Raw genomic sequence first — 16,989 nt, forward strand, 5'->3', positions numbered from 1 at the left:
CGATTAATAGAATCTAGCGCTATCACTGGCTCGCATTGGTATAAAACGTGAGTGGGAGTGAGGTGATAGCCGTAGGTTTTATCTTTTTAGGGACGGGTTAATGACGAAAATTATTGTAGTCGGTGGTGGTGCGGGTGGTCTTGAATTGGTCACCAAATTAGGGCGAAAGCTGGGTCGTAAAGGTAAAGCTGAGGTGATGCTGGTTGATAGAAACCGTACCCATTTATGGAAGCCTCTTTTGCATGAAGTGGCAGCTGGCGCCATGGATGCGGGTATTGATGCCCTAAGCTATCGCTCTCATGCGCATAACCACGGCTTTAGTTTTCATTTAGGATCATTAAGCAATATCGATCGCGATAATAAAACCATTACCCTAGGCGCCATGTTAGATGAAGGCGGCCAGCCGATGTTGTCGGAGCGCACATTAGAGTACGATATTTTAGTGTTGGCCATTGGCTCTGTGTCTAATGATTTTGGCACTAAAGGGGTAAGTGAGCACTGTATTTTCTTAGACAGACCCCAACAAGCTGAGCATTTTCACGATCAACTGATGAACCGCTTTATGCAATATGGCGAGGGGGAGTTATCAGACGATAAAGTGGATATTGCCATTGTGGGCGGCGGTGCCACGGGTGTGGAATTATCTGCCGAGCTTTATAATGCCGTTGAGCACTTAGGAGCCTATGGCTTTAAAAATTTAAGCCCAGATTGTTTGCGTCTCACCTTAGTGGAAGCCGGACCGCGTATTCTGCCCGCGTTACCCGATCGCATTGCCGGTATGGCACAAAAAGAGCTGCGTGATTTAGGGGTGGATGTACGCACCAATACCATGGTGGTAGAAGCCACTAAAAAAGGACTGATCACCAAAAATGGCGATCTCGTGCCTGCTACATTAATGGTATGGGCGGCCGGTATAAAGGCACCCGATTTTTTAAAAGACATTGCTGGGCTTGAGACGAATCGTAATAATCAGCTTAGCGTTAAGCCTACCTTACAAACCAGCCGCGATGAGCATATTTATGTGATAGGGGATTGTGCGCACTGTCTGCAAGACAATGGCAAACCGGTGCCGCCTCGGGCGCAGTCGGCTCATCAAATGGCTAATACCACCTATATAAATATTCGCGCGCAGCTAAACAATAAACCGCTAAAGCCTTATGTTTATAAAGATCATGGCTCCTTGGTTAATCTGAGTCGCTACACCACAGTGGGCTCATTAATGGGTAACTTAATGCGCGGCAGTATGATGGTTGAGGGGCTATTTGCACGCACCGTTTATGTGTCTTTATATCGCATGCACCAGGTGGCATTACACGGCTACATTCGTACCGGCCTCATGATGCTAGTCGGGCGCATTAACCGCTTATTACACCCCAAGCTGAAGTTACATTAAAAGCGCAGTGACTGGTGATTAGTGATTGGTGACTTGTGATTAGTGATTAGTGATTAGTGATTAGAAGTTCTAGTCCCTGCTCCCCAATCCCTAGTCCCATTACTTTAAGCTCGGCGCTATTTTTTATCATTCTCGCGGGTCATAAATACAAAGGTAAGGTACATTTTTGTGGGCAGTGACATGGCCATGCCTACTGCAATGCAGCCGGCGCTGAGTAAAATGCCTGTTACTCCCATCTCTTGAATATCTTCATTAAAGCTCAAGTAGGCGCCGAGTAAAATAAGCGAAAACCCGATTGTCATCAGAATTTTAAGTAACCGAAGCAGCTTTTTATTGGTCACTTTTTTCTCCCAAGCTTGAATGCTCATTTAAGAGTAGAGTATTTAGCTTAAGGGGGCTTGATCTATGTCAGCTGCGCTTGCTTTATTTAGGCTGGTCTAGGCTGCGGTGATTTACCTTAAAGGAAGCTGGTTCCACAATATAAAGACTCCCACGGCTATGTAAAACAGCACAAACAAGCCAAATAATAGCGGCTGCTGCTGTTTACGATAATAATTATTTTTAAAGCCTCGGCTACCAGCCAGTACTTTGCCGGTAAAGAGCCCGTGAAGGCCAACGCTGATAAACAGTAAACTGAGTAACACCAGTAACGAATTTGGCATCTTAGCTTTCTTTTAATAAACGGGACATTTTGACATAAGCTTGCTCGCTTTTATAAAAGCGCTCTCCTTCAACCTGCATACCAAAGCGTTGATAAAAGCCGATGGTTTCTTCGCGCGCATCACACCAAAAATAATGCACTTGCGGCTGGCGCTGTAAATATTTAAAGATGGCGTTGAGTACGGCACTGCCTATCCCTTGCCCTTGAAACTCTTCTAAGGTGGCATATTTGCGTAGTCGAGCGCTGGGCCCGTCAATAAACACCGATGCAACACACTAATTTATCATCGACAAAAGCGCCAAAATGCACGCCAAGCTCGTCGTGCTCAACTTGGCTAAAAGCCGGCGGTTTACTGGGCCACAACACCTGATGACGCACCGCTATCGTTTGTTGCCAGTTAATGCTGCGAATATCCATATTTTCCTCATTCCGTTAAAGCCCTAGTTTAACAGACAGTAATAAGCTTGAAGCTAGAAGCCGGAAGTAAAAACAAAAATGCCGCAGTGTTTTTGCTTAGCTTAGCGCTTCCAGCTCTCAGCTTCCGGCTTTCTCTACGCTTTACGCTGAGCGCGGTACGACCAAACCGTTTTATCTTTAACGTACGGCAGTCAGCGTTAGACGTAGCTTGTTTTGCTCTGATGTGTTGTAGGGTCGATTTCAATCGACCAAAACGATAGTGCAGCCGAAAGAGGTCGAATAAATTCGACCCTACAGTTTAGACATCCGATGGAGCAGACAGCTAGGCGCTGCACACACCTGTAGGCACTGCTTTAGCTGTGCGGTGTTTGGGGTTAATTACGTGCAAGGGATGGCGCAGCGCACCATTTCGCGGCTAAAGCACGCGACTACATTCGAGCTTTCTTTAACTGACAGCTGATAGCTTACGGCTGACAGCTCCCCGAAGGGGAGGGCTGTTTTAAGTTCTGCACTATCTTGTGTGCTGTGCTAAACTGGCGGCCATTTTTTAATGGTCTACGTTGTCGATTATGTTAGAAGCCAGACTCTTAACTTGTGTCCGAGAAGAGCACACCTTATTTAGCGAGTTATCGCTAAAAGTGATGCCCGGTGACTTGGTGCAGGTGGCCGGCCCTAATGGGGTGGGCAAAACCAGTTTATTGCGCTTGCTGGCCGGCTTATCTCGCCCTTATGGTGGCGATATTTGCTGGCAGGGCGAAAACATAGAAAACCATCGTGACGAATACCATCAAGATTTACTTTATTTGGGCCATCAGGCTGGCATTAAGCACGAGTTAACCGCACTGGAAAACCTGGCCTTTTTTCGCCGTATGCATCATGCCCAAAGCCAAGCTAATTTATGGGATGTATTAGCGCAAGTCGGCTTAGCTGGGCTAGAAGACCAAGTGGCCGGCCAATTATCTGCCGGGCAAAAGCGCCGTGTCGCCTTAGCGCGCTTGTGGCTGGGGGGCCCTAAACTGTGGATTTTAGATGAGCCCTTTACTGCCATAGATAAAAATGGCGTTAAAGTATTAGAGCAATTATTGCTTGATCATACCGCCGCCGGCGGCATGGTGCTGATCACCACTCACCAAGATTTATCGTTAAGTGCCAGCCGTGCACGCACCTTAATGCTAACCCCGTATCAAGAGGAGCTGACATGAAGTCGATGTTTAGCGGCGTGTTACGCCGCGAGCTAGTGTCAGCTTTGCGCCGGCGTGGGGATATTTTAAACCCCTTGTGGTTTTTTATTATTGTGATCACCTTGTTTCCGTTAGGCATAGGGCCCGATCCGGGTCAGCTGGCACGTATTGCGCCGGGCATAGTATGGGTGGCGGCCTTGTTGTCGTCTTTATTAGCCCTAGAGCGGTTGTTTCGCGATGACTTTATTGACGGTACCTTAGAGCAATTAATGCTAATGCCGTGCCCACTTGGGGTATTAGTGCTAGCCAAAGTGTTGGCGCATTGGTTGCTAACCGGCTTGCCTTTGTTATTGCTGTCGCCTTTGGTGGCAGTGTTACTTAGCCTCGACATGGTGGGCTTTAAAGCGGTATTTTGGACCTTATTATTGGGTACCCCTATTTTAAGCCTGTTAGGGGCCATTGGGGTCGCGCTTACGGTGGGCATAGGTAAGGGGGGCGTGTTATTGAGCTTATTAACCTTGCCGCTGTATATTCCGGTACTGATATTTGCGACCTCAGCAATAGATGCAGCTACTTTAGGTGTGGCTTATAATGGGCAGCTGGCGATATTAGCGGCCATGTTAGTCGGCAGTATTACCTTGGCGCCGTTTGCGATCGCATCTGCATTGCGAGTAAGTGTTAACTAACTCATAACTGATTGTTATAAGCGCTTTTTTTAAGTTATCTTAAGCAGGTTACATTCGGTTGTATCAATAATATTACATATAAAAAAGGTCTGTGAGCAACATGTGGAAATGGTTACATCCTTACGCTAAGCCCGAGCAAGCCTATCGATTGGCGGGCCTTTGGCTACCTTGGTTTGCCGTATTTAGTGTGGTGTCATTTGCAATTGGGTTGGTGTGGGGCTTGGCATTTACTCCCGCCGACTACCAGCAGGGTGATGCCTTTCGGATTATTTATATTCATGTGCCGGCGGCTATTTTGTCGATGGGGGCCTATTCCTCGATGGCGGTGGCGGCTTTTATTGGTTTAGTGTGGCAAATTAAAACCTCCGATATGGCGGTGGCAGCCATTGCCCCTGTGGGAGCGGTATTTACTGCAATTGCACTTTTTACCGGTGCCGCTTGGGGTAAACCTATGTGGGGCGCTTGGTGGGTGTGGGATGCGCGTTTAACCTCTGAGCTGATTTTATTGTTTTTATATTTAGGCGTGATTGCCTTATACAATGCGATTTCCGATAAAGTGTTAGCTGGGCGCGCGGCCGGTATTTTGGCCTTAGTAGGGGTGATAAACCTGCCGATTATTCACTACTCGGTGGAGTGGTGGAATACCTTGCACCAAGGTGCCAGTATTACTAAATTTGACCGACCTTCCATTTCTAATGAAATGCTCTGGCCCTTGTTGCTAATGATAGTGGCCTTTAGCTGCTTCTTGGGTGCGGTGACCTTAATGCGATTGCGTAATGAGTTAATTCGACGTGAATCTCATCGTCCTTGGGTGCTTACACTGGCGGAGAAACAAGATGAAGTTTGATACTTGGTCGGCATTTTGGGCCATGGGAGGTTATGGCTTTTATGTTTGGTTGTCTTTTGGTTTTACCTTAGTGGCCATGTTGGGCATTGTGGTGACCACCATAAGAACTAAAAAAAGCTTATTACGAGCCGTCACACAAAAACAGGCTCGCGCACAACGCCGTAAGGCGGCTCAGAAGTTGGAGAACACGCTATGAACCCGAGACGTAAAAAACGCATGGCCGTATTGTTGGTGGTCGTACTGGGCTTATCAGTAATGACCGGCTTAGTCTTATATGGCTTGCAGCAAAACATTGACCTATTTTATACCCCGACCGAATTAGTAGAGGGCAAGGGCGATGATAAAATTAAGCCCCAAGTGGGTGAGCGCTTACGTATTGGCGGCATGGTGGTGCCAGGCTCGGTGAGTCGCGATCAAGAGAGTTTATTAGTCAGCTTTGGCTTAGTGGATGCTGGCGGTGAAGAAGTCACAGTGGTCTTTGAAGGTATTTTGCCCGACCTGTTTCGTGAGGGGCAGGGTATAGTAGCACAAGGTCATTTAGAGGATGCCCGCACCATTACTGCCTTTGAAGTATTAGCCAAGCACGATGAAGAATACATGCCACCGGAAGTGGCAGAAGCGCTCAAGGGAATCGAGCATGTAAAACCCGAATACACCCCTGAGCAGCTTGAAGGAAGCCGGTCATGAATCCAGTTGTCGATTCGGTTAGCCAAACCCTTGGTATTATCCCGGAAATTGGTCAATTTAGTCTTATTCTGGCCCTCGCGGCCAGTTTAATTCTAAGTATTTATCCCCTATTAGGAGCGTCTCGTGGTAACACCGGCATGATGTTGCTGGCGCGCCCCTTAGCCTATGCCATGTTTGGCTTTTTAGTAGTGTCATTTGCCTGTTTAACTTGGGCTTTTATTGATCACGACTTTACCGTCTTGTATGTGGCGTCTAACTCCAACAGCCTATTGCCGCTAGAATATCGCATCTCTGCGGTGTGGGGGGCGCATGAAGGCTCTTTGTTGCTGTGGGTATTAATTTTAGCCGGTTGGGCCGCTGCGGTGGCACGTTTTAGCCGTGCTTTACCGCTCGATGCCGTGGCGCGCGTGCTCAGTGTAATGGGCATGATTGGCGTGGGCTTTTTGCTGTTTGTGATTGTCACCTCTAATCCGTTTGAACGTACTTTGCCTTTTTTTCCGGTCGATGGCCGTGACCTTAACCCTATGCTGCAAGATCCTGGGCTGATTTTTCACCCACCTATGTTGTATATGGGTTATGTGGGTTTGTCGGTGGCGTTTGCCTTTGCTATTGCCTCGTTAATGACCGGCAAGTTAGACGCGGCTTGGGCACGTTGGTCGCGCCCTTGGACCATGGCGGCGTGGATATTTTTGACGGTGGGCATTGCCTTAGGCTCTTGGTGGGCTTATTACGAGCTTGGCTGGGGCGGCTGGTGGTTTTGGGATCCAGTAGAAAACGCTTCCTTTATGCCTTGGCTGGCGGCCACCGCTTTAATTCACTCGTTGGCGGTAACCGAAAAACGCTCCACCTTTAAAGCTTGGACCGTACTGCTGGCTATTTTGGCCTTCTCACTTAGCCTATTGGGGACCTTTTTGGTGCGCTCTGGGGTCTTGGTGTCGGTGCATGCCTTTGCCTCTGATCCGACCCGGGGCTTGTTTATCTTAATCTTCTTTATGTTGGTGGTGGGCTCGTCTTTACTCTTGTATGCCATTAAAGGCGCTGAAGTAAAAAGCCACGGTAAACATGAGCTGGCCAGTCGAGAAAGCTTATTGTTGGGGAACAACATTATGCTAATGGCCGGGTTAGTGGTGGTGCTAGTGGGCACTATTTTACCCCTAGTACATAAAGAGCTGGGCCTTGGCAGTATTTCGATAGGGGCGCCTTTCTTTAATAGCTTATATGCGTGGATGATTATTCCGCTGGCCTTGTTGATGGGGGCGGGGCCCTTGTTTCGCTGGCGCCGTCAGAAAATGAAAGAGGTTAACGGTAAACTGTTGTTTGCACTGATTGCCAGTGCCGCCATTGGCGCCTTTTTACCTTGGTATTTTGCCGATAATTTTGAAGTGTGGGCAGCCGTTGGCTTGGGGCTAGGCGCCTTTATAACCCTTACCAGCTTGCAAGAAACTTGGGTGCGTGCCACCCACAGGCATAGCTTTGGTAAAGGGGTGTTAAAACTGGGCAACAGCCACTGGGCCATGTTTTTAGGCCACATTGGTATGGCGGTGACCATTATTGGTATTAGCTGCACCCAGCTTTATAGCATAGAAAGAGACGTGCGCATGGCCGCCGGCGATAGTGTGACCTTCTCAGGTTATACCTTTACCTTTGAAGGCACCAAGCGTGCCGACGGGCCTAACTATGAAGGCTTTAAAGGGGTGATTGCGGTTAGTAAAGACGGCAAAGCCCTGCCGAAGTTAAAGGCCGAGAAACGTCTTTATATTGTGCAGCGTATGCCGATGACAGAAGCCGCCATTAGTGCCGGTTTTACCCGAGACTTATATGCCGCCTTAGGTGAGCAGCTGAACGACGGCGCTTGGGCTATTCGTTTGTATTATAAGCCTTTTATTCGCTGGATTTGGTTTGGCGCCTTATTTATGGCCATTGGCGGTGTGATTGCCATTGTGGATAAGCGCTACCGTTTTGGTAGTAAAAAAGTGCAGGAGGCGGCATGAATCGTCGAATGTTAATTTTGTTTATACCTCTGACCATATTTTTGCTGGGATGTATTTTTTTGTATCGGGGCTTGTTCTCCGATCCCAGCAAATTAGAGTCGGTGCTTATTGAGCAACCTGTGCCTGAATTTGCGCTAACGTCCTTGCAAAACCCTGATCAAACCTTTAGCCGCAGCATTTTTACCGGTCAGCCCATGTTGCTTAATGTGTGGGCCACCTGGTGCCCGACCTGTTATGCCGAGCATGAGTATCTGAATGAGCTTAAAGCGCGTGAAGGTATTTATATTGTGGGCATGAACTATAAAGACGAGCGCACTAAAGCATTGCGTTGGTTAAAAAATTTAGGCAACCCTTACGCTATCGATCTTTACGATCCCGACGGAATGTTGGGCTTAGACTTAGGGGTTTATGGGGCACCTGAAACCTTTTTAATCGACAGCCAAGGTATTATTCGTTATCGCCATGTGGGTGATGTGAACGATCAGGTATGGCAGCAAACCTTAAAGCCTATCTTTGAGCAAATGGAGTAACGGATGCGTATATGCTCGATATTAGTATTGCTAGCCGGCTTGTGGTTAACCCCGTCGGCCATGGCGGCCATTGATGTTTATGAGTTTGACTCGCCTAAGCAAGAAGAGGTGTTTCACGAGTTAACCCGTGAGCTGCGCTGCCCTAAGTGTCAAAACCAAGACATTGGTGACTCCGATGCCGAATTGGCGAAAGACTTGCGCGATAAAACCTATGTGATGTTGCAAGAGGGCAAGAGTAAAGACGACGTAGTGGAGTACATGGTGGCTCGCTATGGCAACTTTATTTTGTATAAGCCACCTGTAATGGCCTCTACCCTGATTTTATGGGTAAGCCCTGTGATTGTCATCGTGCTGGGATTGCTGATGGTGTTTGCTCGGGCGCGCAAAAAAACGCGCGACAATGCTGATAGTGACTTGAGCGCTGAAGAGAAAGAGCGCCTAGCCAATCTGCTGAACAAAGACAAAGAGAATTAATATGCTGTTATTTTGGATTGTGAGCGCGCTGCTGACGCTGGTGTTGGCCTTAGTGATTATCTTACCTCTTACCCGAGGCCGTGCAGAGTCAATTAATAGCCGTAACCAGCTAAACACAGAGTTATATAAGCAACGTTTACAAGAATTAGAGCAAGACCGTGAACAGGGCTTGTTAGAAGAGAGCGAAGAAGCCACTCAAGAGCTACAAAAAAGTCTGTTAGATGATGTGGTTAGTGAACGTCCTCAGCAATATCGCTCTGGCGTATGGCTGTGGTTACCTGCGGTGCTTATTGTGATTGCAGTGTCCGTGGTCGGTTATTGGCAGATGGGGGCCTACAGCAAGGTAGAGCAGTGGCAAGACAACACAGGGCGCTTAAGTGAGCTGACTCGTCAGGTGTTGTTAGAGCCAGACGGTGATATTACCGAGCAAGATATGCTGGATTTAATTCAGGGGCTGCGCACCAAGCTTTATACCGATGGCGATGATTTTCGTGGTTGGTTATTACTGGGGCGCTTAACTCTGGAAATGCGCGATGGTGAAACCGCACGCGATGCGCTTGATAAAGCGATGCAGCTTGCTACACAGCCAGAGCAGTCTTATATGGTGATGGTGCCGTATGCCGAAGCCTTAGCCATTACTGGGGAAGCGCTGCGTGCTGAAAATATCATTAAGCAGGTATTGGCCGAAGATCCGAATAATTTAGAGGCCTGGTCGGTGTTTGCCTTTATGGCGATGCAGCAAGATAACTTAACGGCGGCCATTGCTCGCTGGCAAGAAATTTTACAGCGTATGTCGCCCAGTAACCCACGCTACACTATGGTTGAGCGCTCAGTGGCCTTTGCCGAGCAGCGCTTAGCAGAAGAAGATCATGTGCCTGTTACAGGCCCGCGCTATGAAGTGGAAGTGAACACCAGCAGTAATACCCCTTATCATCCCGGGGCTGTGTTGTTTGTTTATGCCATGGACGGTGAAACCGGTGGCTCAGCAGCGCCTTTAGTGGCACAGCGTATAGAAAACCCAGGTTTTCCGCTGACCGTGACCTTAACCAATGCCGATGCGATGCGCCCCGATAATAATATGAATGGCCATTCATCTGTAGTAATTAAAGCACGCTTGGCCCCCAGCGGTAATGTGGCAGACACCACAGGCGCCTGGGAGGGTAGCAGTAGGGTGTTAAGCACAGAGCAAGATAAACAACTGTCTATTGTGATTGATACCGAACTGTAAATGGGTATTCACTTTAGGTCAGCACTTATAATTAAGCCGGCTGAAAGGCCGGTTTTAGTTTATATATAGAGTAATAACAAAAGTGATAAGGCTAATATTATGTGGCGAACGTTAGTGCTAGTAACAATCCTTGGTTTAGCAGGCTGCTCTGCGCATCAAGGTGTTGATGTACCCCGTAGCAACGATCCTTTTGTGACGCAGGTTCCTGCCGATTTTGCTAAGTCTAGTGCAAGCGATGCGCGAGATCCTTTTGAACCAGTTAACCGCGGCGCCTGGGTGATTAACTATGATGTGCTAGATACCTATTTAGTTCGTCCTGCCTCTCATGTTTATGGTGATTATGTTAGTCAGCCGGTAAGAGATGGTTTTCAGAATGTGGTGCTTAATCTTGAAGAGCCGGCAAGCTTTGTGAATCATGTTGTTACCGGTGACTTTGTGGGAGCTGGCACTAGCTTAGTGCGCTTTGGCGTAAACAGCACGGTCGGGGTATTGGGTTTTTTTGATGTGGCAGAAAAAATGACCTTGTCGCGACGCTCTAAAGACTTTGGCCAAGTACTGGGGCAAATCGGCGTGGGTGATGGACCTTACTTAATGGTACCTATTTATGGGCCAACCACTTTACGTGAGTTGTCGGGGGACTTGGTTGATGGTTTATATTTCCCCTACGACGCCATGAGTTTTGCCATGCGTGCGGGTAAATTCGCCATGAATGGCTTATATGAGCGCACTGAGTTAATTGATCGTGAGCCGATTTTGGATAACTCTCTTGATCCATATGGATTGGTCAAAGATCTGTATTTACAAAATCAAGATGCCAAAATAGGTAAAGAGTCCATGACAGAAACCGATGATAGTTTGTCTGACTTTATGGATGAAATTGACGGGTAATGCGCAGCGCCGAGCGCCCCTTCGGGAGAGCTGTCAGCCGTAAGCTATCAGCTGTCAGTTAAAGAAAGCGCTATGTCTAACGCTGACCGCCGTACGTTAAAAATAAAACGGGTTTGACTTTTCGTATCGCATAAAGAAAGCCGGAAGCTGAGAGCTGGAAGCGGTAAGCTAAACAAAAACACAGAGGCATTTTTGTTTTTACTTCTAGCTTCTAGCTTATTACTGTCTGTTCGATAGATTGCCGCGTCGCTGCGCTCCTCGCAATGACAACATTTAGGTCATTGCGAGGTACGAAGCAATCCATTCTAAAATAAAGCGCTATGTCTAACGCTGACCGCCGTACGTTAAAGATAAAACGGTTTGGGTTTTTCGTACCGCATAAAGAAAGCCGGAAGCTGAGAGCTGGAAGCGGTAAGCTAAACAAAAACACAGAGGCATTTTTGTTTTTACTTCCGGCTTCTAGCTTCAAGCTTATTACTGTCTGTTCGATAGATTGCCGCGTCCTTGTCCTCCTCGCAATGACCCGAGAACAATAACGCCCAACGCTGTTATTTTGGATAGCAGGCTTTGCAAGCTTGGCAAGCCTTGATAAAGTAAATGTGGCTGCGTAAAAAAAAATCCCTAAATGTCAAACAAGACAAGGTGTTTCTTTTTATCGATTATATTGTTTTGTTAACATGTGAGGATGTTGTCATGCAAAAAGATACCCTAAATAATGTTCATATACGTTCCGAGAAAGTCATGATCACGCCTGCCGAGCTAAAAGCCAAGTTGCCCATTTCTCAACCTGCACTCGATTTTATTGGTCAAGCTCGTGAAACCATATCAAATATTATTCAACGTAACGATCATCGCCTGCTGGTGATCTGTGGCCCTTGTTCTATTCATGATATAGACGCGGCCAAAGAATACGCCACTCGCCTTAAAAAATTGCATGATCAATATAGCGACAGCCTTTATATCGTAATGCGAGTTTATTTTGAAAAGCCTCGTACCACAGTGGGGTGGAAGGGCTTTATTAACGATCCGAATATAGATGGCACCTTCGACATTGAGCAAGGTCTACACAAAGCTCGCGAGCTATTGTGCTGGTTAGCAGAGCTTGAGCTGCCATTGGCTACCGAAGCGCTAGACCCCATTAGCCCGCAATATTTAGCAGAGCTGTTTTCTTGGTCGGCCATTGGTGCTCGTACTACTGAGTCACAAACGCACCGTGAAATGGCCTCGGGCCTTTCTATGCCAGTGGGCTTTAAAAATGGCACAGACGGTAACTTAGGCACGGCGATTAATGCGCTAAAAGCTGCCTCTGAGTCACACTCATTTATGGGCATTAACCAGCAAGGGCAGGTGGCGCTCTTGGTTACCCAAGGTAACCCCGACGGCCATGTTATTTTACGCGGCGGTAAGCAGCCTAACTACGACTCTGTTAATGTATCTCTGGCGGAAAAAGCCATGACAGATGCCGGTCTGTCGGCAAGCCTAGTGGTAGATTGCAGCCATGGTAACTCTAATAAAGATTACAGCTTGCAACCTCTGGTGACTAAAAACGTAGTGCATCAAATTCAAGAAGGTAACCAGTCAATTTTAGGCATTATGCTGGAGTCACATTTGTTTGAAGGCAATCAGTCTAGCGAGCAGAATAACAGCGAAATGCGCTATGGGGTGTCTATTACCGATGCCTGCATTGATTGGGATACCACGGCTGAGTTACTGCAATCTTGCTATCAACAGTTAGCGGAGCCGTTAAAAGCTCGTATTCGTTAAGCGAGTTATTTAAGATAGTGGCTATATAACACATTTTGAGCCTAACGAGCAGGGCAGTGTGGCTGCTATGTATTGTTGGCACCATAAAGCACCGCGTCTTAAAAGGGCCGGTGCTTTTGTATTTGGGATAAATCATGGTAGATGAATTAGCCGTCCTTAGGGATCAAATAGACGAAGTAGATCAAGAGTTGGTGGGCTTATTTGCCCGTCGCCTTAAGTTAGTGGCAGGTGTGGGAGAGGTAAAAAGCCGCCAAGGCGTGCCTATTTATGCCCCCGATCGAGAAGCCGCCATGTTGGCCAAACGCCGCGCCGAAGCCGTGGCTCAGGGCGTGCCTCCCGATTTAATTGAAGATGTATTGCGCCGTTTTATGCGTGAGTCTTACGCCAGTGAAAAAGACACCGGCTTTAAGTGCGTGAACCCTGAGCTTGGTAAAGTCGTGGTGGTGGGCGGTGCCGGGCAATTAGGCAGCCTATTTGCTCATTTGTTACGTTTGTCTGGCTATAGCGTTGATATTTTAGAAAAAGACGACTGGGCCGATGCCTCTAATAAAGTCGCAGATGCGGGCTTGGTGGTCGTAGCAGTACCCATAGACCAAACCGTGGCTGTCATTAAGCAATTACCCACCTTGCCTACAGACTGCTTATTAGTGGATTTAACCAGTATTAAAACTGAACCCTTAACCGCTATGTTGGCGGCGCACTCTGGGCCGGTATTGGGCTTACATCCTATGTTTGGTCCTGATGTGCCAAGCCTTGCCAAGCAAGTTATTATTTATAGTGAAGGCCGTGGCAGTGAGCAGTATGAATGGCTGCTGGCGCAAATGCGTATTTGGGGCGCTCGCTTACAAGCGGTGGATGCCCAAGAGCATGATCAAGCCATGAGCTTAGTGCAAGCGCTGCGCCACTTTACCAGCTTTGCCTATGGCGCACATTTATGTGCCGAACAAGCCGATATTTCGCAGCTCTTACGGTTAAGCTCTCCTATTTATCGGTTAGAGCTGGCCATGGTGGGGCGCTTATTTGCCCAAGATCCTGTGTTATATGCCGACATTATTTTGTCGTCACCGCGCAATCTTGAGATGATCCGCCGCTATCATACTCGTTTTGGTGAGTTATTAACGCAGCTAGAGCAGGGCAAACGTGACGCTTTTGTTGAGCAGTTTGCCGAGGTGAGTGCGTTTTTTGGGGAGAATGCCGAGACGTTCTTAAAAGAAAGTCGCAGCCTATTGGCCCAAGCCAACGATAGCCGCCATTATGCGGATGAGTAAGAAGCGCCGAGCGCCCGGCGCCCAGCACCAAGCTTAAAGACAGTCCCTTTGGGGAGCTGTCAGCGGTAAGAAACAGGGATTGGTGATTAGGGACTCGTGATTAGCACACCGCGCTTGTCTGTCAGTGACTATTCCCTATTCACCGATCCCTAATCCCCTGTATGCTGGATTGCCGCGTCGTTGCACTCCTCGCAATGACCCGAGAACAATGTTGAATGTTGAATTAACCAGACACTTAACACTGCTTTTGCCCTTACGCTGTCATTGCGAGCGCAGCGTGGCAATCCATTCTTCAGGCTCGTAGCGCCCTAAACATGGATTACTAGTATTGGTGATTAGGAAATAGTGATTAGAATTCCCTATTCACCCCCTAGTCTCCTGTAAAATTTATTCGACCTCTTTAGGCTGCACTATCGTTTTGGTCGATTGAAATCGACCCTACAACACATCAGAGCAAAACAAGCTGCCTGCAAAACCTAACCGCCGTACGTTAAAGATAAAACGGTTTTGGCTGTTCGTACCGCATAAAGAAAGCCGGAAGCTGAGAGCTGAAAGCGGTAAGCTAAACAAAAACACAGAGGCATTTTTGTTTTTACTTCCGGCTTCTAGCTTATTACTATCTGTTAAATGGATTGCCGCGTCGTTGCACTCCTCGCAATGACCCAAGCACACTGTCTTATAAGCTTTGTGTCTGCTCTTACCATGAACAGTCTTTTTCAGATCTAATCCCTATTTTTCAGCGGGTTCCGCGGATTGTGTTGCTAAGTATTTAATCCCGATATAAGCGCTGTGCGAGTTGCGCGAGTGTTGACAGATTATCTTCTTCTAATACCGTCAAACAAAAGCCTTGTATACCGGCGCTTTTAAGGGCTAAGCCAAGCTCGACTAGCATATCGTTATTGGTATCTAGTTGGCTTAATAACGGAAGCGCAGAGGCTTGTTGTACTGCTAATAAGTCGGCTAACGGGCGGCCTTGAGCATCTAATAAGGCTAATTGGCGATTGCCCTCGCTCAGTACCGTCTCTATATCGGTGAGGGTGTCGCTTACCTTATCGTTTAACGGCAATAACACCGGCCTTGTGCTGCGCCCAGCGGCCCAAAGTAGCTCGTCTCGTTTGCCTTCAATGGGTTGCAGTAAGATTAAGTCTAGTGACTCTGCCGCACGCTGTAATTGCTCGGGGGTGTGCACCGGCGCCAGAGTAGCCAAGTCAAATTGCTGGGCCACTTCGCGCAGTTGCAACAAGCGTGCTTGTTCAAATTGGCTGTCTCCTTGGCCAAAGCAAGGTGCGCCTAATACTTGGCCCCCTTGCTCTTTTACTTGACGGGCCATTTCTTGTAGCCCTTGGCGTTCTGGCCATTGCTCTAATAATGTAGCCAGTAATGGCTCTTGCTGGCTTAAGCTAAAGCGCCCGACTTGCAGCATTGGCGTTGCGGCTTTAGCGGCGGGTAGCTCTGCCGAGGGCTGTGCTTTGGGTGATGAAGCTTGGGGCTGGGTAAGTGCCTTAGATGACAGTCGGGTTGGGGCCACTTCAGCGCTGGGGTAGCAGCCTAATACTTTAATAAAGCTAACACTGTCTTTGAGCTCATTGAGTGCAGCCTGCATATGTGAGCTATTCACATTGGCGGCCACATCTACATAGAACATTTCTTCCCATGGGTTACCAATAATAGGGCGCGACTCTAGCTTGGTCATGGGAATATCATGGTTGCGCAGTATCAGCAGGGTTTCGACTAAGGCACCGCTTTGCTGACCGGTTGACATAATAAAGCTAGTTTTTGCCGGAATTTGCTCCGCCACTTCAACGGGTTTGCGCGCCACCACAATAAAGCGAGTCATGTTTTTCTTTTGATTGGCAAGCCCAGTTACCAAGGGTTTAAGGCCGTGCAAAGCGCCACCATCGGCACTGCCCATGGCACCAATATCATCGCGTTGTTGCTTGGCAACCAGCTCCATGGCATTAGAAGAAGCGGCGCAAAACTCCACCTTTACTTGCGGTAAAGTTTTTAAATACTGTGAGCATTGCTGATAAACCTGAGGGTGGGTATATAAGGTTTTTAACTTGCTTACATCTGTGTCTGTGGCCACTAACAAGCAGTGCTCTATGGGTTGGGTGAGCTCACCCACAATAGACAGGTTAGTGTGCTGCATTAAGTCAAACACATCGTTAATGGCGCCTGAGCTGGTGTTTTCTATGGGTAATACCCCATATTGCGCTTGGCCCGATTCCACAGTATCAAAAATTTGCTGAAAGGTGTCGCAGTTATGCTCAACAAGCTGGGCGTTAAAGCGGTGTAAGTATTTGCGAGCCGCCATATTTGAATAAGAGCCACGCAAGCCTAAAAAGGCCACGCTAATGGCGGGCACTTTATCTTGTGGATTCAACAAATCTTGTAGCAAGGCTTGTTGCGACAAGACTGAGTCTTCAATAATGGTGTGATAAATTTGCGTCACATAATGAGCGTCTAAGCCTAGGGTGCGGCCTTGATTAATTAATGCCACTAGCAAAGCCTCTTCACGCTCTTGATCGCGAATAGGACGCGGGTTTTGTAGCTTGCTACGCGCAACATCCAAACTTAAGTCTTTGCGCTTGGCCAACAAAGACAACAGCTCTTTATCTAGGCTGCTAATATGGCTTCTAATTTCATCCAAATTAATCAATTGGGCTTTCCTTAATGACCTAATAAAAAAGCCTCCCAATGGAAGGCTTATCTGTTTGTCTTTCGCTTACTTACTGCCTGAGTCGCGCCTGTTTATTGGGAGACAAAAAGCGGAGCGCTAAAATGAGTGAAAGAAAAACATCTTAACAGAGGCAGTGACACCTGCGCTTATTGCATACCATGACCCAAGAAGCAGCTACACTGACAAGCCTTTAATACGTTACATCAAAACTAGCATAAATTGATATGAAACGCAGCGCTAAACTCATGCTCCAATGCTGGGTTGCCAATAAAAAGCCCCCTTGGCCGGAATTTG

General features: G+C 47.7%; 17 protein-coding genes and 1 pseudogene. 13 read left to right on the forward strand and 5 right to left on the reverse strand.

Features of this window, described 5'->3' with window-relative positions; genetic code table 11:
- Positions 1–100 precede the first annotated feature (100 nt).
- Positions 101–1,393, forward strand: a complete 1,293-nt coding sequence (locus J3U76_RS09175) for an NAD(P)/FAD-dependent oxidoreductase (protein ID WP_208005668.1) — start codon at positions 101–103, stop codon at positions 1,391–1,393.
- A gap of 116 nt (positions 1,394–1,509) precedes the next feature.
- Here the strand turns inward: J3U76_RS09175 and J3U76_RS09180 are convergent, their stop codons facing one another.
- The 4 genes from J3U76_RS09180 to J3U76_RS09195 form a co-directional block, all read right to left on the reverse strand.
- Positions 1,510–1,734 (reverse strand): hypothetical protein, encoded by a 225-nt coding sequence (locus tag J3U76_RS09180; RefSeq protein ID WP_208005669.1) that lies wholly within the window; start codon positions 1,732–1,734, stop codon positions 1,510–1,512.
- Positions 1,735–1,845: 111 nt separating this feature from the next.
- Positions 1,846–2,055 (reverse strand): hypothetical protein, encoded by a 210-nt coding sequence (locus tag J3U76_RS09185; RefSeq protein ID WP_208005670.1) that lies wholly within the window; start codon positions 2,053–2,055, stop codon positions 1,846–1,848.
- 1 nt (position 2,056) lies between these two features.
- Complete coding sequence (locus J3U76_RS09190; protein WP_208005671.1) at positions 2,057–2,317, reverse strand: GNAT family N-acetyltransferase; 261 nt, start codon at positions 2,315–2,317, stop codon at positions 2,057–2,059.
- On the reverse strand, positions 2,307–2,471 hold the full coding sequence (locus tag J3U76_RS09195) for a GNAT family N-acetyltransferase (protein WP_208005672.1): 165 nt from the start codon (positions 2,469–2,471) through the stop codon (positions 2,307–2,309). The genes J3U76_RS09190 and J3U76_RS09195 overlap by 11 nt, the downstream gene beginning before the upstream one ends.
- A 566-nt stretch (positions 2,472–3,037) precedes the next feature.
- Between J3U76_RS09195 and ccmA the strand changes: the two genes are divergently transcribed.
- The 12 genes from ccmA to tyrA all read left to right on the forward strand — a co-directional run bounded on the left by ccmA (position 3,038) and on the right by tyrA (position 14,015).
- Positions 3,038–3,673, forward strand: coding sequence for a cytochrome c biogenesis heme-transporting ATPase CcmA (gene ccmA, locus J3U76_RS09200; protein WP_208005705.1), 636 nt, complete (start codon positions 3,038–3,040; stop codon positions 3,671–3,673).
- The gene (gene ccmB / locus J3U76_RS09205) at positions 3,670–4,338 is read left to right on the forward strand and encodes a heme exporter protein CcmB (RefSeq protein WP_208005673.1); all 669 of its coding nucleotides are present in this window, start codon (positions 3,670–3,672) and stop codon (positions 4,336–4,338) included. The genes ccmA and ccmB overlap by 4 nt, the downstream gene beginning before the upstream one ends.
- A gap of 100 nt (positions 4,339–4,438) precedes the next feature.
- Positions 4,439–5,185 (forward strand): heme ABC transporter permease, encoded by a 747-nt coding sequence (locus J3U76_RS09210; RefSeq protein WP_208005674.1) that lies wholly within the window; start codon positions 4,439–4,441, stop codon positions 5,183–5,185.
- Positions 5,175–5,381 carry a heme exporter protein CcmD gene (gene ccmD, locus J3U76_RS09215; RefSeq protein WP_208005675.1) on the forward strand — a complete coding sequence of 69 codons (207 nt, stop codon included), beginning with the start codon at positions 5,175–5,177 and terminating at the stop codon, positions 5,379–5,381. The genes J3U76_RS09210 and ccmD overlap by 11 nt, the downstream gene beginning before the upstream one ends.
- A complete protein-coding gene (gene ccmE / locus J3U76_RS09220; protein WP_208005676.1) occupies positions 5,378–5,872 on the forward strand; it encodes a cytochrome c maturation protein CcmE in 495 nt (164 codons plus the stop codon). The genes ccmD and ccmE overlap by 4 nt, the downstream gene beginning before the upstream one ends.
- A 35-nt stretch (positions 5,873–5,907) precedes the next feature.
- Entirely contained in the window at positions 5,908–7,863 is a 1,956-nt protein-coding gene (locus J3U76_RS09225) for a heme lyase CcmF/NrfE family subunit (RefSeq protein ID WP_208005706.1), read from the forward strand.
- Positions 7,860–8,393: a DsbE family thiol:disulfide interchange protein gene (locus J3U76_RS09230; RefSeq protein WP_208005677.1), complete on the forward strand. Its 534-nt coding sequence runs from the start codon at positions 7,860–7,862 to the stop codon at positions 8,391–8,393. The genes J3U76_RS09225 and J3U76_RS09230 overlap by 4 nt, the downstream gene beginning before the upstream one ends.
- A gap of 3 nt (positions 8,394–8,396) precedes the next feature.
- The gene (locus J3U76_RS09235) at positions 8,397–8,867 is read left to right on the forward strand and encodes a cytochrome c-type biogenesis protein (protein WP_208005678.1); all 471 of its coding nucleotides are present in this window, start codon (positions 8,397–8,399) and stop codon (positions 8,865–8,867) included.
- Between the two features lies 1 nt (position 8,868).
- Entirely contained in the window at positions 8,869–10,095 is a 1,227-nt protein-coding gene (gene ccmI / locus J3U76_RS09240; protein WP_208005679.1) for a c-type cytochrome biogenesis protein CcmI, read from the forward strand.
- A 99-nt stretch (positions 10,096–10,194) separates the two neighbouring features.
- The gene (locus J3U76_RS09245) at positions 10,195–10,983 is read left to right on the forward strand and encodes an MlaA family lipoprotein (RefSeq protein WP_243454169.1); all 789 of its coding nucleotides are present in this window, start codon (positions 10,195–10,197) and stop codon (positions 10,981–10,983) included.
- Between the two features lie 693 nt (positions 10,984–11,676).
- Complete coding sequence (locus tag J3U76_RS09250) at positions 11,677–12,747, forward strand: 3-deoxy-7-phosphoheptulonate synthase (RefSeq protein ID WP_208005680.1); 1,071 nt, start codon at positions 11,677–11,679, stop codon at positions 12,745–12,747.
- Positions 12,748–12,881: 134 nt separating this feature from the next.
- Positions 12,882–14,015 (forward strand): bifunctional chorismate mutase/prephenate dehydrogenase, encoded by a 1,134-nt coding sequence (tyrA, locus tag J3U76_RS09255; RefSeq protein ID WP_208005681.1) that lies wholly within the window; start codon positions 12,882–12,884, stop codon positions 14,013–14,015.
- Between the two features lie 1,516 nt (positions 14,016–15,531).
- Here the strand turns inward: tyrA and J3U76_RS14490 are convergent.
- Positions 15,532–16,674 (reverse strand): annotated as a pseudogene (locus J3U76_RS14490) (chorismate mutase); the annotation flags it as partial.
- Positions 16,675–16,989 lie beyond the last annotated feature (315 nt).

Origin of the sequence: Oceanisphaera pacifica, from assembly GCF_017498065.1 — a bacterium.
Taxonomy (GTDB): Bacteria; Pseudomonadota; Gammaproteobacteria; order Enterobacterales; family Aeromonadaceae; genus Oceanimonas; species Oceanimonas pacifica.

Coding starts and splice junctions, on each gene's coding strand:
- J3U76_RS09235 (WP_208005678.1), top strand. CDS start 8,397: ATGCGTATATGCTCGATATTAGTATTGCTAGCCGGCTTGTGGTTAACC.
- ccmI (WP_208005679.1), top strand. CDS start 8,869: ATGCTGTTATTTTGGATTGTGAGCGCGCTGCTGACGCTGGTGTTGGCC.
- ccmD (WP_208005675.1), top strand. CDS start 5,175: ATGAAGTTTGATACTTGGTCGGCATTTTGGGCCATGGGAGGTTATGGC.
- J3U76_RS09195 (WP_208005672.1), bottom strand. CDS start 2,471: ATGGATATTCGCAGCATTAACTGGCAACAAACGATAGCGGTGCGTCAT.
- ccmE (WP_208005676.1), top strand. CDS start 5,378: ATGAACCCGAGACGTAAAAAACGCATGGCCGTATTGTTGGTGGTCGTA.
- J3U76_RS09185 (WP_208005670.1), bottom strand. CDS start 2,055: ATGCCAAATTCGTTACTGGTGTTACTCAGTTTACTGTTTATCAGCGTT.
- J3U76_RS09250 (WP_208005680.1), top strand. CDS start 11,677: ATGCAAAAAGATACCCTAAATAATGTTCATATACGTTCCGAGAAAGTC.
- J3U76_RS09210 (WP_208005674.1), top strand. CDS start 4,439: ATGTGGAAATGGTTACATCCTTACGCTAAGCCCGAGCAAGCCTATCGA.
- ccmB (WP_208005673.1), top strand. CDS start 3,670: ATGAAGTCGATGTTTAGCGGCGTGTTACGCCGCGAGCTAGTGTCAGCT.
- J3U76_RS09245 (WP_243454169.1), top strand. CDS start 10,195: ATGTGGCGAACGTTAGTGCTAGTAACAATCCTTGGTTTAGCAGGCTGC.
- tyrA (WP_208005681.1), top strand. CDS start 12,882: ATGGTAGATGAATTAGCCGTCCTTAGGGATCAAATAGACGAAGTAGAT.
- J3U76_RS09230 (WP_208005677.1), top strand. CDS start 7,860: ATGAATCGTCGAATGTTAATTTTGTTTATACCTCTGACCATATTTTTG.
- J3U76_RS09175 (WP_208005668.1), top strand. CDS start 101: ATGACGAAAATTATTGTAGTCGGTGGTGGTGCGGGTGGTCTTGAATTG.